The organism is Clostridium sp. CTA-17, assembly GCF_054767895.1.
This window is the reverse complement of sequence record NZ_BAAABF010000014.1, coordinates 20,708-36,883: the sequence shown is the minus strand read 5'-3', so window position 1 is coordinate 36,883 and position 16,176 is coordinate 20,708. Positions and strand designations below refer to the sequence as shown.

The following is a 16,176-nucleotide window of genomic DNA, read 5'->3' as shown; positions in this document are numbered from 1 at the left end:
GCGTGAAGCCAACCTCAAGATGAGATTTCCCATAGCRTAAGCTAGTAAGATCCCTTGAAGAACACAAGGTTGATAGGTCGGGGGTGTAAGCATGGTAACATGTTCAGCTGACCGATACTAATAGATCGAGGGCTTGACCAAATATAGTATTAATTGTGTGCAATTTTGAAAGAACAAAATCTTTCTGATAATCTGGTGATGATGTTCTTTAGGGTAACACCCGTTCCCATTCCGAACACGACGGTTAAGCCTTTAGAAGCCGATGGTACTGCACGGGAGACTGTGTGGGAGAGTAGGTGGTCGCCAGGTCAGCATTCCTCGATAGCTCAATGGTGGAGCACTCGGCTGTTAACCGATAGGCTGGAGGTTCGAGTCCTCTTCGAGGAGCCAAATCTAGTGATGATGCGTTTAAGGGTAACACCCGTTCCCATTCCGAACACGACGGTTAAGCCTTTAACGGTCGATGGTACTGCACGGGAGACTGTGTGGGAGAGTAGATGGTCGCTAGGTAAGATAAAGCTTGAATTTTAATTCAAGCTTTTTTATTTTGTAATTTTTATAATATCCACATGAAAGGTTTAATTTTTAAAATTAGATTTTCCTGTGGATATTTTTATTTTAAAAATTATCCACAGAATTTATTGAATTAAAATATAAAATATATTTGTGGATAACTTTTGAGTTGTAATACTTGTCCTATAGCAAATTGAATTATATATTAGAGTTTAGATTATTTTTAATAAGGTTTGTAATATTTAAATTTATCTCTTAAGATTGTGAAGTTAAGTTTATGCGGTTTGAGTTTTAAATTAAGTTTAAAATCATAATTACATTAAAAATAAGATAAGAATATAAGAGAATATATTTATTAATAGAATCTTATATTTTTAAATAAAAATTTAAATAAAAAAAGATTTGTCTTTTAGAATTTATATTCTTTCTATATATAATTTGAATTAATTTTCAAATATTAATTTAACAGCTTTAATAGTTTTTTTCTTTTTATTATCTTTAATACTTTTTAGGACTATAGTAGTATTTACGTTATTATAAATAGTATAAGTTTCTGTTGATAAATTTTTTCTTGTTTTACTTGTAGATAAATTTTAAGAAATTATCTAATAAAAAGTTTAAAATTAAGGAACACTTTTTATTCTTAAGAATACAATATAGTGTGGTTAAAATATTAAATTATAGTTATAAATTTAATTAATAAAAAGTAATGTATAAAAAAATAAGGTATAGAAAAATAAGTTATAAGAATAAATCATAAAAATAGATTATGAAAATAAATTGTAGAAAAGTAATTCAAAATTAAAATATAGTAATTTACTAATTAATTCAATATGAGTGAAGTCTTTATCACATAAAAATAATATTTTTAAGTTAAATTAATATTATTTTTATAAAAGGAGCTTTTTAGTGGCTTTATAATGTATTTTTTGTTATATATTAATCTAATAAATATATTTTTATAAAAAAAATCATAAAATTTTTAAAAAATGTATTGACATATTAGCTATATATCTATATAATTAATACTTGTGAAGAGCAAATGTTCTTTGGTGGTAAGGCTCGATAGCTCAGTCGGTAGAGCAGAGGACTGAAAATCCTCGTGTCGCTGGTTCGATTCCTGCTCGAGCCACCAGTGTGGCGCTATAGCCAAGTGGTAAGGCAGAGGTCTGCAAAACCTTTATTCCCCGGTTCAAATCCGGGTGGCGCCTCCATAAAAAACCTCAGTAACTTTACTGAGGTTTTTGCTTTGCAGAAATTTACATATACACACTAAATTTTATTCCAAACACTAAGAATTAAGTGGATTTATATTTTATAAATCCACTTTTTTCATTAAACATTAAAAGGGACATGTTAATATGTCTTTTTTAGTTTATTTAGCATAAATAAAAGTAAATGTTATGCAGTATCTGAAACTCTCTCCTTTATTCTTCTTAAACCTTATTATAAATAAAAGTACATTTTATGTGGTAGCTAATAAATTCTTATAGCCTTAGTGCAATCTACATGTTTTATTGATGGTTATGATATTAGTTTATCCTTAGCTAGAATATTGACTCCACTATTAACCATAAGAAATATTTAATATTTTATTATTAGTTTATCTTTAGCTGCGTCGAAAAGAATTGATGATCCTATTGGTAAGGTTATATTAGGATAGTCATGACCAAAAGGAATATTATATATAATTGGTTTTTTATATGGTAATAGTATAGAAAGTATAGTATTTATTGTTTTAGGATTATACGGTGTGAAATGTCCTATTAAAAAAGCTCTACAAGAATCTAGTTTACCTGAAAGTTTTAATTGCATTAAGTATCTATCTATAGCATAATTCTCTTCATTTACATCTTCAATCATGAGAATTTTATTTCTAGTATTTATTTCATAAGGAGTTCCTAAGGTGCTGCATATCATAGTTAGGTTTCCACCGCAAAGAATCCCTCTAAATAGTTCCTTATTTTCCACTTTAAAATCCTTTGTAGATATGTTAATTAAATTGCTTTCATCAGTAAGTAGTGATAGAAAGCTATTTTTAGTTATTTCATCTGAACTAATTTTAGAATTTATCATAGGTCCATGAAATGTTATTAAGCCTGTCTTTTGAGATAAGTAATTTAAAAGAACTGTTAAATCGCTATAACCACATAAAATTTTAGGATTTTTTTTAATTACTCCTATATCTAAATAGGGTAACATTCTTATACATCCATACCCACCTCTATAAGCTACTATTGCTTTAACTTCCTTATTCTTAAACATCTCCATTAAATCTTCAGCTCTTTCTTTGTCAGAAGCAGCTAGATAATCATTTTTTCTTCTTAAATATTTTCCTTCTTTAATTTTAAAGCCAAGATTTTTAAATGAGGATATATTATAGTTTATTACATCAACACTATCTCCACTGGCAGGGGAAACAATACCTATAGTATCACCAATTTTTAATTTTTGAAATTTCACCATAAAACCTCCTAAAAAAATAGAGAGCATAAATTGCTCTCAATAATCTTTTAGTTAATTATATGCAAAAATCTTTTTATGGTTACAGATAAATTTAAAACATATCTTTTTTATATAATATAAATGCTATTACACCACAAAGTATTACAGATAAAGTCATTATTATATGGAATCCATATGGATGGTGTAATAGTGGCAAGTAGTCAAAGTTCATTCCGTATATACCAGAGATAACTGTAAGGGTAGACATAAGGATTGTAACTGAAGCTAAGACTTTCATCACTATGTTTAGGTTATTAGAAATAACAGAAGCAAAGAAGTCCATGGTACTACCTAGAATGTTACTATAAATATCAGTCATCTCAATAGCCTGTTTATTTTCTATTATTACATCTTCTAAAACATCTTTATCTTCTTCATATCTTTGAATAACATCAAGTTTTAACATCTTTTCTAATGTAATTTCATTAGATTTTAAGGATGTTGAGAAATATACTAAGGATTTACTTAATGAGTGCAATTGTACTAACTCTCTGTTTTTCATTGATTTATGAAGACGCTTTTCTATCATAATACTTTTTTTATCTATTTGTCTTAAGTATAAAAGATAATATGTAGAAACTCTGTTTAGAATTTGTAAAATAAATCTTGATTTTTTAAATGAGTAAAAATTACGAACTTTGTTTGAAGAGAAGTCGGTTAATACCTTGCTATTTTTTAAGCATACAGTAATTAATTCATTTTTTGTATGAATTATTGCTAATGGATAAGTATCATATGTTAAGGAGTTATCCTCCATTTCTGTAAAAGGAATATCGACTATTATTAATATAAAATCTCCTTCAATTTCTATACGAGAAGTTTCTTCATCATCTAAAGGTGCTCTTAAAAATTCTAAAGGAACTCCTGTTTTTTTAGAAATAAGAAGTAATTCTTCCTGAGAAGGTGCTATTATATTAACCCAACAACCTGGTTCAAGGGAAGCAATTTTCTTTAAAGTCCCATCATTTTCACTTAAAGATTTATATATCTGAATCATTTTCTCCCTCCCAAAGCATTAAGTTATATTTTGTTTCAATTATCATTAAACAAGTTATTTAAAATAAAATCAAGATAATTTTTATAATTAGCTTAGATATAACAAAGAAAGTAATAGAAATAAAGAGGTACAAGCAATACAATTACTATAAACTTTAAATATGAGCAATTAAGATTAAAATCAATAAAATTTTACACTTATCTAGGTAGATTTAATTTTTGAAAATTAGTATAATGTGATTTGTTTATAATATTAAAAGTCGGGGGATTTTTAAATGGGCACTATGCATAAGGAAGTTGTCAAAAAAAGAAGGGATGTAGCTATTGTAATTAGTATAGTTTGCATGAGTTTAGCTATAAGCCTATCTAATTTTTTTGGCAATATTAAATTTGAGTCTTTTAATGCAGAGACAATAACAGATCCAATATTTCTAGTTTTAACATTAGTTATATTCTTTAGAGAGTATAGAAAATGTAAGACAAGTTATAAATATTCCATAGTAGCTAATCAACTAATGATTCATAAGGTGAAAGCTAATAAGCAATCAACTTTAGAGAACATAAAGTTAAATAATATTGTTTATTTAGGTAAAGATTATTCTAAAGAAGCAAAGGATTTTAAAACTTCTTCTTGTAAGAAATATGTGTGTAGTTTATTAGATAGAACAGGTCATTATTGTTGTATATATAAAAATGGTGATGGATATAATAAATTCTATTTTAAGCCAAGTAAAACACTTGTTGATAAATTAGAAAAAAACTTAGCTATTTAAGAAAAGAGAGTCTTAAGACTCTCTTTTTTTAATATAAATTTTCCTTAGACATATTGAAGGTTTCTTTAACCTCTGAAAGAAGAAAATCGCTTTCTATAAGATCTAAGGCTGTTGAAATAAGGGCATAAGAAGCTGAAAGTGCTTGTTCTTGAGCAAAGGATGATATTGTTGCATCTGCAAATTCTTTAGTTCCATAATCAATATTTACATTATCAACTATGTTTATATAAGGATGAATACAAGGTACCTTGTGACTTACAGTTCCTAATGAAAGACCAGCATCTATATCTCTTGGTTTTCCTATGTTTATTATTCCGTTTTCTTTTAAATTATGACTATATAATCTATTTAATACTTGATTAGATAAAAGCTCTTCATTAGGTGGTTCATAAAGTTCAACACAACTTTCTAAGTTCATTGTGTCAGAAATACAAGCAACAAGGTTTCTTATTTTATTTTCTATACATTTTGCAGTTTTTGTACTTTCTGCTCTTATATATAATTTACCTTCTGATTCAACAGGTCTTAGAAGAGGTGTAACGCCTCCTTGAGATAAAATAGTGTGTATGTTAGCTTTCTTACAGAAGCCCTTAGATAAAGCGTTTATTACATTAAAAGTTAGCATAGTACCATCTAAAGATGTAAAACTATCAAAATCTAAGAAACTTAATCCATCATGACCTTTAAAAGTTACTTTTAGAGGTATAATTGCCTTTGAAGTACCACTTTCAGAGGTTACTATATCTGGGTGAGCTGTTAATACTACATCTATATCATCAAAAATACCTTGTCTAACATAAGTAGACTTAGTTCCACCTAAATATTCTCCAGGACATCCTATTAATATTACTGTTCCACCAGACTTCTCAATTACCTTGCTTAATCCTAAGGCACTTGTAATTGATATAGTAGTAAGAAGATTATGACCTGTTATATGTCCTCCCTTAGATTTAATAGCATCATATTCGCATAAAAAGCATATTTTAGGGTATCCATTTCCTTTCTTAGCATAGAAAGCAGTATCTAAATCTAAAAATTTTTCTCTTACATCAAAATCTCTATCTCTTAGGAAATTACATATATATTTGCAAGCGTCATATTCTTTGTAACTATCTTCAGGATTATCATGCAAAAATTTACAAAGATTAAAGAGATCTTCTTTTTCTGTAGATAAATAAGAAATAACTTCCTGTCTCATTGAAAAAACCTCCTAAATATTTATAAGATTAGTTTGTGCTACAATAGAAAAAATATTAATTTTTATTTATTTAAATATTTTTCCTGCTGAATTATGTATAGAAAAATATTATGTGGAAAAAATATAGAAAAATAGAGATTTAAGGAGTGTTATCTATGAATAAGTCAATTTGTATAATTTGTGGCAAAGAGGGTCATGGTATAATGATAAGAGGAAAATTAATATGCACAGAATGTGAGAAAAAAGCTATAAGTTGTGATATTAATAGTGAATTCTATGAGTTTTATAAAAATAGATTAAAAGAAGAAGTTTATAAGAAAAAATTAGGATAACAGAGGAGTGGTTAACTTTGAGAAATATTCCTATAATTAATGGAATATCAATGTACTTAAGAGAAGAAATAGTACCTTTTTCTATGCCAGGTCATAAGAATGGACGAGGCTTTAAGGGATTTGAAGAAATACTTTTACAAGGTGATTTAACTGAAGTTGAAGGATTAGATAACTTGCAGCATCCAGAGGGAATAATTAAAGAAGCTGAGGATAAACTTTCTAAGTTATATAAAAGTAAAAAGAGTTATTTTTTAGTTAATGGAAGTACTTGTGGAAATTTAATAATGATATTTTCTTTGTTTAAAGAAGGAGATAAAGTTTTAGTAGAAAGAAACTGCCACAAAAGTATAATGAATGGAATAATAATGAGAAAATTAAAACCAGTTTTTATAAATAATATATTTCATTCAAAACTAAAAGCACCAGTAGGAATTGATTTAAATCATTTAAAAGAGCAAATAAGTTTAAATAAGGATTTAAAAGGAATAATATTAACTTACCCTAATTATTATGGCGTAGGAGTTAATATAGATGAGACTATAAAAATAGCTAGAGAGGCAAATTTAAAAGTGGGAATAGATTCAGCTCATGGAGCACATTTTGGATTTAACAAGTTATTGCCTGAAAGTGTACAAGAATTAAAAACTGATATAGTTGTAATGAGTGCTCATAAAACTTTACCAAGTTTAACACAGACTGCTTGGATGCATGTTAACAATGAAGATTTTATTGAGGAAATAGAATTTTATAAAAATATTTTTATGAGTACTAGCCCTTCATATATGTTTATGATGAGTTTAGATTATTCAAGAAACTTTTTAGAAGAACATGGTGAAGAGGCATATAATAACTTATTTAAGATCATAGAGGATTTTAAAAATCATATTAAGGACTTATCATATTTTAAAATATTAGATAAGGAATTTTTAATTAATGGGTTAGAAAAAAATATTAAGATAAATGATATTAAGATAGATAATAGTAGAATAGTACTAAACTTAAGGGAAAACTTAAATGGTAATAAACTATTAGATTATTTAAGAAGTAAAAATATACAGTGTGAAATGAGTGATAATAAAAATGTTGTTTTAATACCGTCACCATTTAATACTGAAGAAGATTTTAAAATTTTAAAAGATGCTTTAAAATATTGTGATATAAATTGTCTTAAAGATGAAGAAATAGATTTTTATTTAACAGATTTACCAGAGAAAAAATTAGAACCTTTTGAAGTTTTGGAGTTAGAGTATGAAAGAATTAATATAAATGATGCTGTAGGTAAAATAGTGGCAGAGAGTATAGTTCCGTATCCACCAGGAGTCCCTATGTTAATAATGGGTGAAATAATAGAAGAAAGACATATTAAATTACTTAATGAGTATATGAAAAATAAAGTAGATTTAATAGGGATAAAGGATAAAAAAGTTAAGGTAATAAAGAATAAGTAAATACTTAAAGAATATATTAGTTAGGTTGTATCGAAGTTGGGAGTTAAATAAAGAATATAATAAGTATTTTTTATTTATAAGATTTTGGTACAACCTTTTTAATTTATTAAATAAACGATTAGAAGATTATTTGATATAATAATCCTTGTATTAAAATTATTACATAAGACTTTTTAGGGAGTTTTATAGAATTTATTTAATATATTTTTAGAGAAAAAAACGTGTTTATATAGATTGGAGTAGTTATGGGTAAAATATTTTGCATAATGGGGAAAAGTGGTTCTGGTAAGGATACTATTTTAAAAGAGATAAATAAGGTTGAAGATTTAAATTTAAAAACTATAGTTACATATACAACTAGACCTAAAAGAAATAATGAAACAGATGGAGTGGAATATTTCTTTATAGATAAAGAAAAGCTAGATGATTTTAATAGAGAAGGTAAGATAATAGAATGTAGAGTTTATGATACTGTTCATGGAAAATGGTATTACCTAACTGTAGATGATGGCCAAATAAACTTAGAAGAAAATAATTATATAGTTATTGTAACTTTAGAGGCTTATTCTGAGTTTAGAAAATATTTTGGAGATGAGAAATTAGTACCACTTTACATAGACTTAGATGATGGAGTTAGACTTGAAAGAGCATTAAAAAGAGAGAGAGAACAGAAAAGTCCTAATTATAATGAGATGTGCAGAAGATTTTTAGCAGATAATGAAGATTTTAGTGAAGATAAATTACTAAATAACAATATAATTAAGAAATATAACAATTACAATTTAGAAGAATGTATAAGTGAAATATATGATGTAATAAGAAAAACTTCTAAATAATCTGGGGGAAAATAATATGAAAAATGCATTAAAGTTAACTTTTATTGGATTTCTAATAATATTAGTAGGAATATACTTAGCGGTTTCTGATATAGATACATATGGAGTACATAAAGTTCTTACTATAGTAGGAGTTATTTTAGCTGGTTTTGGCATAAAGAGCATAAAATAATTTAGCTATTAAAAATATTAATTTTAAATAAAAAGTAAATTATATAACTTATGAAATTAAAGCAATAATAAGGTTTGGTTAAGGGTTGTAAATAATGATATAATTATTTAAAACATAAATTTGAATTTTAGGGTAGAGATGTGAGGAGGACGTGTTATGAAATTAGTAATATCTATAGTTCAAGATGATGATGCTTTAGATTTAGTTGATGCGTTAAATGAGAAAGGTTATAGTGTAACTAAATTAGCTACAACAGGTGGATTTTTAAAATCAGGAAATACTACACTTTTAGCTGGGGTTCAAAAAGAAAAGGTTGATGATGTTATAAGTATAATAAAAGATATATGCCAAACAAGAAAAGGCGTTGTAAGTTCATCTGCAAGTGTTTCAGAACCAGGTGGAGTGTATATACCATATCCTATGGAAGTGCAGGTTGGAGGAGCTACAATATTTGTTGTTGATGTAGATAAATTTATAAAGATTTAAAATAGAAAGGAAAGTGCATAAATGATAGGTCACAATAAAGTTAGAGATAGATTTAGTAAAAGTGTAAGTAAAAATGCACTTTCCCATGCTCATTTAATTATTGGTGAGGATGGAATAGGAAAAAGTCTTTTAGCAGATGAATTTGCTTATAAGATTTTAGGAATACCATCACAGAGAGAACATGTAGATATTGTTCATTATAAATCTGAAAAGGCCTCTTTTGGTGTTGATTTAGTAAGAAATATTATAGCTGAGGCAAATAAAAAACCTTATGAATGTGATAGAAAGGTTATAATAATTCATAATGGAGAAAAGCTTACAGTTGCAGCACAAAATGCTTTATTAAAGACCATAGAAGAACCTCTTACAGGTATTTTTATAATAATTTTAAGTAGTAATATTGATTCTATATTAGAAACTATAAGATCTAGATGTCAAATACATAGGTTAGCACCTCTTAGTAAAGAGGAAATTAATTTATATATATCTAAAAAGTATAATGGAATAGATGATGAATTAAATAGAACTCTTATATCTTTTAGTGAAGGTATCCCAGGAAGAGTTGATAAATTCATGAATGATGATATTTTTAAGGATATAAGAAATACAGTTATAGAGATGTTAAAAGATATTGGGCATGGGAAAATAGAAGTTCCTATAAAATATTCTGATAAATTTTATAGCATGAAGGGTAACGAAGAGGAAATCTTAGAGACAATAACTATTTTTGCCAGAGACTCAATTATATTTAAGGAAATAGAAAACAACTTGTCCATAATAAATGGAGATAAAATAGATGATATTAGAGAAATAGCTAGTAATTTATCCTATAATAAATTAAATAGGATAATAAAAGTAGTTAATGAGGCCAGAAATAATTTAAAAAGTAATACTAATTTATGGCTAACTTTAGATAGTATGCTGATTAGTATATTGGAGGAATAAAAATGATAGAAGTAATAGGAGTCAGATTTAAAAAAGCTGGTAAAATATATTACTTTGGTCCTAATGGTATAGAGATAAAGAAGGGTCAAAACGTAATTGTTGAAACTGCTAGAGGTATTGAATTTGGAGAATGTGTAATTGGTATAAGAAAAATTAGTGAAGAGGATATCGTTGCACCATTAAAATCTGTATTAAGATTAGCTACAGAGGAAGATATAAATAAGCATAAGGAGAATAAAGCTAAAGAAACAGAGGCTTTTGAAATATGCTTAAAGAAGATAGAAGAACATAATTTAGTAATGAAACTAATAGATGTAGAATATACATTTGATAATAATAAGGTTATATTCTACTTTACTGCAGAGGGTAGAGTTGACTTTAGAGAATTAGTAAAAGATTTAGCAACTATATTTAAGACAAGAATAGAGCTTAGACAAATAGGGGTTAGAGATGAGGCTAAAATGATAGGTGGACTTGGACCATGTGGAAGACCTCTTTGTTGCTCTACATTCTTAGGAGACTTTGCTTCAGTTTCAATAAAAATGGCTAAGGAACAAAGTTTATCACTAAATCCAACTAAGATATCAGGAATATGTGGAAGACTTATGTGTTGTTTAAATTATGAGCAAAGCACATATGAAGAAATAAGAAAAGAACTTCCTAGAGTAGGATCTGTAGTTGAGACTGAACTTGGAAAAGGTGAAGTAGTAGGTAACAACGTATTAAAGGAATTAGTAAGAGTTAAATTACCAAGAAAAAATGAAGAGATTATACAGGATTTTAAAATGTATGATGTAAAATTAATCTCAGGTAGTTATGAAGGTGAAGTAGAGGATACAAACATTAGATTAGAAATTACTGATGAAGCGGATAAAGCATTAATTAAAAATCTAATAAAAGATAATTAAAATTAAATTTTTAATACGGTATAGGGGTATTCTTTAGCATGTTAATTCTAATTTTACTAGAATAGGCTAAATATGCTTAAAAGAGATATTAAATACTTTAAAAATTAGCAAAAATATGATAATATAAATATGGTATTTTTATACCAACATTTTAGGAGGTGTTTTATTATGGCATACAAAATATTAGACACATGTGTAAGCTGTGGAGCATGCGCTGCTGAGTGTCCTGTAGATGCAATATCACAAGGAGATACTCAATTCGTTATAGATGCAGATACTTGTATCGATTGCGGAAACTGCGCTAATGTTTGTCCAGTAGGTGCACCAGTTCAAGAATAATATTATTAAAGATCATCTTCGGATGATCTTTTTTTTGCAGCTTTAGGCTGCTTTTTTTATTTTAAAGTAAATTTTGAATAAATGTAGGAGAGTGTTGGAAAAATATAATATAAAAAATGGTAGGAAGGGTGAGTGATTTGAAACTAAAGGATTTAAGAGTTCTAGAGGGGAGAAATATAAAGGGAGAAGAAAATCTTATATTTATAGACATAGAGGAATCTGAAAGAAAAAGATTATATTGGTTAATAAGTGATTATGAGTTCATATGCAGAAAGATGAATATTGAAGGTACCTTAAAAGAGGCTATATATAATGAGTTTGGAGGATGTGCGTGGTTAACTTACTCTAATAAGGAATTAGCTTTATTTATAATTGAAAGCTTAATAGAGGGAGTAAGTGCAGATAAATTATTAAATGAAGCTGTAGCTAAAAAGCAACGTATTTGGGAATATAACTTATTAGAAGAGTGTTCTAAGAAAAAAATAGACTTCTTTAAAGAGGATGATGAGATAATAGTAGGATATGGAGTGAATTCTAAGAGAATAAGTAAAGAGGATTATGAAAATAAAAATTATAATCTGGATTTAATAAATAATGGAGTTATTCCTATAGTGTCCATAACAGGAACTAATGGAAAAACATCTACTTCAAGATTAATATACAAAGGTTTTGAGAATTTAGGGTATTTCTCTGGATTGGCTATGACTGGTGGAATAATTATAAATAATGAGTTTGTAAAAAAGGGAGATACTACAGGATTTTATAGTGCTAAAAAGGTTCTTACAAATCCACAGGTTGAAATTGGGGTTTTAGAGACTGCTAGAGGCGGTATTTTAAGAAAGGGATTAGGATTTAAGAATTCTAAGGTTGCCATAATAACATCCTTAGCAGAGGACCACATAGGGGTAGATGGTATAAAAGATATTAATGATTTATTAGATATAAAACTAATTACAACTAGAGAGGTTTTACCGGAAGGAAAAGTAATAATAAAGGCAGAACCAAAGCTATATGAAGTTCTACAGACAAAAGAAAATTTAGTTTTATTTAATTCTAAAAAGAATGAATATATTGAAAAACACATGAAAAATGGTAAGGAAGCTTGGTTTGTAGAGGATAAAAATGTAATATTTTTCGATGGTAAAGATAAAAATATAATTTCTAATATAAAAGATTTTAAGTTTACTCATGATGGTAATTCAAAAACTAATATAAATAATATTTTGGTATCTATAGCTGCTATATATGAAGTACATAAAAATTTAAAGGAAGTAGTGGATTCCTTAAAAAATATAGAGTGTGATGTCTATAACAATATTGGAAGACAAAACATAATTGAACTTGAAAATTTTAAGATTATATTGGACTATGGTCATAATCCAGAAGCCTTTGAGGAATTATTTTACCTAGCTAATAAGATCAAAAGAAATAAGATAATTTCTATAGTTTCATCACCTGGGGATAGACTTGATGAATACATAAAAGAATTAGGAAGAATAGCAGGTGAAAATTCAGATACTATTATAATAAAAGAAACCTTTGATAGAAGGGGAAGAGAGGAACTAGAAATAACTAATTTAATAAAAAGTGGGATAAATGAAATTGAAAATAAATCAGTAGAAGTATTATCAATAATAGATGAAGAAGAAGCTATCAAAAAGGCAATATCAATGGCCAAAGAAGGAGACATTATAGTAGATTTTACTCAACATTTAGATGTAGTAATCCCTGTTATAAATAAATACCTACCTAATCATGGAAAAGAAATTATAGAGGTTGATTTAGAAGACTTTCATTAAGAAAAAGACTATATCAAATTCCTAAGTAATGGAGTTTGCATATAGTCTTTTATATCATATCTTCGGAAGTTAGCTCTAATATTTTTATTGTAGTATTTTCAGGAAGTGATTCAGAATTTACTGATAAAACCTGATCATGAGTTATTTTAAAACCTTTCATTTCCATTAGAAATTTATCTACAGTATTTAAATAGAAACTTAATTTTGCAGTTTTATAATGCATTGGAATAACGTAACCAGGATTTATATCTAGGATTACCTTTTTCAGATTTTCTACAGAAATAGTTAAATGTTCTCCTACAGGAACAAATAATATATCTATATGTCCTAGTTGTTTTATAACTTTAGAAGAAAGTATATGTCCTAAATCTCCTAAATGACAAAGTGTTATGTCATCACAAAGAATTTTAAATATGAAGTTTTTATCACGTTTTAATCCAAAGCAATCATCATGAAAAGATAAATATGATTTAACTTTGCAAAAGGTATTTTGATAATCAACTAAGTCTGTTAATACTTTTGCTTCATCATTAATGTATTTTGTACAATTATGATCGAAGTGCATATGACTTATAGTAACTAAGTCCACATCACCTTTATAGGGAATATATCCTATATCTATATCAAATGGGTCCATTAATATACGTTTTCCAAGATTAGTTTTTATTAAAAAACAAGAATGACCTAACCAATAAATATTCATTAAAAATCCTCCTATAAAAATTATTTATATTATTGACACATATAATATAAATAAACATAAAATATAAGAATAATTTATTTGAATTGAATTTATTTAAGGAGATTTAAATAAAAATAATAGATGAATAAGTGTATTACATTGATTAAGTATGTCAAATGTATTAATATATATTGTGTATTAAGGTCAGTAAAGGTCAAATTTTGAGGAGTGATATATATGGCTAAATTGTCAGATTCAATAGAATATTTTCTAAAGGATTTATTAGACCAAACAGAAGATAACAATTTAATAATAAGAAGAAATGAGTTAGCTGATAAGTTTAAGTGTGCACCATCACAGATAAATTATGTTTTAACAACTAGATTTACCTATGAAAAAGGATATTTAATTGAAAGTAGAAGAGGTGGTGGTGGATACATTGTAATAAAAAAAGTAATTCATGAAGTTCATGCTGATAGAAGAGATTTAATTTATGATGAGATAGGTACAGGGATTACATACCATAATGCAGCTGCCATTGTAGATAATTTACTTGAACATAATATCATAGATGAGAAAGCAGCAAATCTTACTAAGGTTGCAATAAATGATAGAACCCTTCAGAGTTCTAAGAATATAAATGAAACAAGGGCAGATATTTTTAAGGCTTTGCTTATGGTATTGCTTAAGTAATTTATGGGAGTTGAAAATTTTGCTTTGTGAGAGTTGTAATAAAAATAATGCAACAATACAATTATTAAAAAGTACTAAGGGGAAAAAAGAAAGCTTAATGCTTTGTGATAAATGTGCAATTGAAATAATGAGCCTTGCACTAGAAGATGAGGAGATAAATTTAGAAGATTTTTTATTAGATTTAAATACTTATATAGAGTGCATTGAAGAGAGGGTTAAGGATAAAGCTTTAGTATGTAAAAATTGTGGAACAAGATTTTCTGATTTTGAAGAGGATAATTTCCTAGGGTGTGAAAAATGCTATGAAGTATTTAAAAATAGAATAATATTTTTATTAAATTTAGAAGAAGCAGAGATAAATCATAGAGGGAAACAACCTAAAACAATAAAAAAGGACTTAAAGAAATTAGAAATCTTAAATTTACAAGAAAAATTAAAAATTAATATACTAAAAGAGGAATATGAAGAAGCTATTATTACTAAGAAAAAAATACATGATTTAAAAGAGAGTATAAGGGAGGATAGTAATAGTGGTTCAATGGATTAGCCCCTTAGATAATAGCATAGTAATTGCATCAAAAGTTAAAATCTTAAGAAACATAAAAGGAATTAAATTCACTAAGCTATTAAATGAAGAGGAATTTAATGATCTTTTAAGTATGGTTTTAGGACGCTTGAAAGAGATTGATATTTTGGATAAATGTTATGTAGTTAAATTAAAAGACGGTGAAGAAAAAATAATAGATTACTACAAAGAAAATTTTGGTTTAATAAAATACTTTGAAAATAAGGATAATCTTATTTTTATAATGAATAAAAATGGAGAATTTAATATATTACTGAATGAAGAAGAGCATATTGGGATAGAATGTACAAATAGTGGATTAAGTTTAAGAGAAGTGTATTCTCAAGCAGATAAATTAGATGACTTAATTGAAGAAAAAATACACTATTCCTTTGATTCTGAATTAGGATACTTAACATCAAATATAAAAAATTTAGGAGCAGCTTTAAGAGCAAAGGTATTTATACACCTACCACTTTTAAGTTCAAAGAATTTAATAAGAATAATAAAAAAATCTTTGAAGGAAGAAGGAATTACTCTAAAGAGTATATACAATTCAGGAAATAAAGATATTGGCAATATTTATGAAGTATCTAATATGGAGACTTTAGGAATGTCAGAAAAAGATATTTTAGATTCTCTTATATCTATTACTAATAAATTAATTTTAAGAGAGAAAAACCAAAGAGATAATCTTTCAGAGGATGAGTATATTGAATTAAAAGAGGATATTTTAAGAGCCTTAGGAATTTTGAGAAATACCTATTCAATAGATAGGGATGAAGCTTTAAAATATTTATCTTATGTAAGATTAGGAGTTGAGTTAGGAATTATAGAAGATCTTACTTTAAAATCAATAAATTCTGCTATGATTGAAATTCAACCTGATATTATAAATAACTCATTAATTAAAAGGAGAGATATACAAAGTTTAAAAATAGAAAGAGCCAAAATTATTAGAAATGCTTTAAACACATAATTATAGG

The 16,176-nt window shown here is 27.0% G+C and carries 17 protein-coding genes, 3 tRNA genes and 3 rRNA genes; 19 read left to right on the top strand and 4 right to left on the bottom strand.

Translation table 11 applies throughout. The features are described 5' to 3' along the window. The 6 genes from ACYUCG_RS14720 to ACYUCG_RS14695 form a co-directional block, all read left to right on the top strand. Positions 1-141: ribosomal RNA gene (locus ACYUCG_RS14720) — 23S ribosomal RNA — on the top strand; the annotation flags it as partial. Between the two features lie 50 nt (positions 142-191). Next, positions 192-309 (top strand): 5S ribosomal RNA (gene rrf, locus ACYUCG_RS14715). A gap of 6 nt (positions 310-315) precedes the next feature. Then, positions 316-390, top strand: a tRNA-Asn gene (locus tag ACYUCG_RS14710). A 2-nt stretch (positions 391-392) separates the two neighbouring features. Further along, positions 393-510 (top strand): 5S ribosomal RNA (gene rrf, locus ACYUCG_RS14705). 1,062 nt (positions 511-1,572) lie between these two features. After that, positions 1,573-1,648: transfer RNA gene (locus ACYUCG_RS14700), tRNA-Phe, on the top strand. Positions 1,649-1,652: 4 nt separating this feature from the next. After that, positions 1,653-1,727, top strand: a tRNA-Cys gene (locus ACYUCG_RS14695). Between the two features lie 370 nt (positions 1,728-2,097). Here ACYUCG_RS14695 and ACYUCG_RS14690 read toward each other — a convergent pair. Further along, positions 2,098-2,979, bottom strand: coding sequence for a S66 peptidase family protein (locus tag ACYUCG_RS14690; RefSeq protein WP_164791881.1), 882 nt, complete (start codon positions 2,977-2,979; stop codon positions 2,098-2,100). A gap of 91 nt (positions 2,980-3,070) precedes the next feature. Beyond that, on the bottom strand, positions 3,071-4,015 hold the full coding sequence (locus tag ACYUCG_RS14685) for a magnesium transporter CorA family protein (RefSeq protein ID WP_003459363.1): 945 nt from the start codon (positions 4,013-4,015) through the stop codon (positions 3,071-3,073). Positions 4,016-4,289: 274 nt separating this feature from the next. Here ACYUCG_RS14685 and ACYUCG_RS14680 point away from each other — a divergent pair, with 274 nt between their 5' ends. Further along, the gene (locus tag ACYUCG_RS14680) at positions 4,290-4,787 is read left to right on the top strand and encodes a hypothetical protein (RefSeq protein ID WP_003459375.1); all 498 of its coding nucleotides are present in this window, start codon (positions 4,290-4,292) and stop codon (positions 4,785-4,787) included. 28 nt (positions 4,788-4,815) lie between these two features. On the opposite strand, the gene ACYUCG_RS14675 is transcribed toward ACYUCG_RS14680, so the two are convergent. Beyond that, a complete protein-coding gene (locus ACYUCG_RS14675; RefSeq protein ID WP_164791882.1) occupies positions 4,816-5,985 on the bottom strand; it encodes a M20 family metallopeptidase in 1,170 nt (389 codons plus the stop codon). Positions 5,986-6,140: 155 nt separating this feature from the next. Here ACYUCG_RS14675 and ACYUCG_RS14670 point away from each other — a divergent pair, with 155 nt between their 5' ends. The 9 genes from ACYUCG_RS14670 to ACYUCG_RS14630 all read left to right on the top strand — a co-directional run bounded on the left by ACYUCG_RS14670 (position 6,141) and on the right by ACYUCG_RS14630 (position 13,250). Continuing rightward, a complete protein-coding gene (locus ACYUCG_RS14670) occupies positions 6,141-6,317 on the top strand; it encodes a sigma factor G inhibitor Gin (protein ID WP_003452260.1) in 177 nt (58 codons plus the stop codon). 17 nt (positions 6,318-6,334) lie between these two features. Further along, positions 6,335-7,765, top strand: a complete 1,431-nt coding sequence (locus ACYUCG_RS14665; RefSeq protein ID WP_164791883.1) for an aminotransferase class I/II-fold pyridoxal phosphate-dependent enzyme — start codon at positions 6,335-6,337, stop codon at positions 7,763-7,765. Between the two features lie 245 nt (positions 7,766-8,010). Then, positions 8,011-8,601, top strand: coding sequence for a guanylate kinase (locus ACYUCG_RS14660; RefSeq protein ID WP_003459338.1), 591 nt, complete (start codon positions 8,011-8,013; stop codon positions 8,599-8,601). Between the two features lie 16 nt (positions 8,602-8,617). After that, entirely contained in the window at positions 8,618-8,773 is a 156-nt protein-coding gene (locus tag ACYUCG_RS14655) for a hypothetical protein (protein WP_003452252.1), read from the top strand. 156 nt (positions 8,774-8,929) lie between these two features. After that, positions 8,930-9,259, top strand: a complete 330-nt coding sequence (locus ACYUCG_RS14650) for a cyclic-di-AMP receptor (protein ID WP_003459310.1) — start codon at positions 8,930-8,932, stop codon at positions 9,257-9,259. Positions 9,260-9,280: 21 nt separating this feature from the next. Next, the gene (locus ACYUCG_RS14645) at positions 9,281-10,204 is read left to right on the top strand and encodes a DNA polymerase III subunit delta' (RefSeq protein WP_003452235.1); all 924 of its coding nucleotides are present in this window, start codon (positions 9,281-9,283) and stop codon (positions 10,202-10,204) included. 2 nt (positions 10,205-10,206) lie between these two features. Beyond that, positions 10,207-11,112: a PSP1 domain-containing protein gene (locus ACYUCG_RS14640; RefSeq protein ID WP_003452261.1), complete on the top strand. Its 906-nt coding sequence runs from the start codon at positions 10,207-10,209 to the stop codon at positions 11,110-11,112. Positions 11,113-11,280: 168 nt separating this feature from the next. Beyond that, positions 11,281-11,451, top strand: a complete 171-nt coding sequence (locus ACYUCG_RS14635; protein ID WP_003452217.1) for a DUF362 domain-containing protein — start codon at positions 11,281-11,283, stop codon at positions 11,449-11,451. A gap of 116 nt (positions 11,452-11,567) precedes the next feature. After that, on the top strand, positions 11,568-13,250 hold the full coding sequence (locus tag ACYUCG_RS14630; RefSeq protein WP_025648639.1) for a Mur ligase family protein: 1,683 nt from the start codon (positions 11,568-11,570) through the stop codon (positions 13,248-13,250). Between the two features lie 49 nt (positions 13,251-13,299). Here the strand turns inward: ACYUCG_RS14630 and ACYUCG_RS14625 are convergent, their stop codons facing one another. After that, entirely contained in the window at positions 13,300-13,953 is a 654-nt protein-coding gene (locus ACYUCG_RS14625; protein WP_003459314.1) for an MBL fold metallo-hydrolase, read from the bottom strand. A 216-nt stretch (positions 13,954-14,169) separates the two neighbouring features. Between ACYUCG_RS14625 and ACYUCG_RS14620 the strand changes: the two genes are divergently transcribed. The 3 genes from ACYUCG_RS14620 to ACYUCG_RS14610 are packed head-to-tail and all read left to right on the top strand — an operon-like array spanning position 14,170 to position 16,169. Further along, on the top strand, positions 14,170-14,625 hold the full coding sequence (locus ACYUCG_RS14620; RefSeq protein WP_003452250.1) for a CtsR family transcriptional regulator: 456 nt from the start codon (positions 14,170-14,172) through the stop codon (positions 14,623-14,625). A 19-nt stretch (positions 14,626-14,644) separates the two neighbouring features. Next, positions 14,645-15,172, top strand: a complete 528-nt coding sequence (locus ACYUCG_RS14615; RefSeq protein ID WP_003459366.1) for a hypothetical protein — start codon at positions 14,645-14,647, stop codon at positions 15,170-15,172. Continuing rightward, entirely contained in the window at positions 15,156-16,169 is a 1,014-nt protein-coding gene (locus ACYUCG_RS14610) for a protein arginine kinase (protein ID WP_460268797.1), read from the top strand. The genes ACYUCG_RS14615 and ACYUCG_RS14610 overlap by 17 nt, the downstream gene beginning before the upstream one ends. The last annotated feature ends 7 nt before the right edge of the window (positions 16,170-16,176 follow it).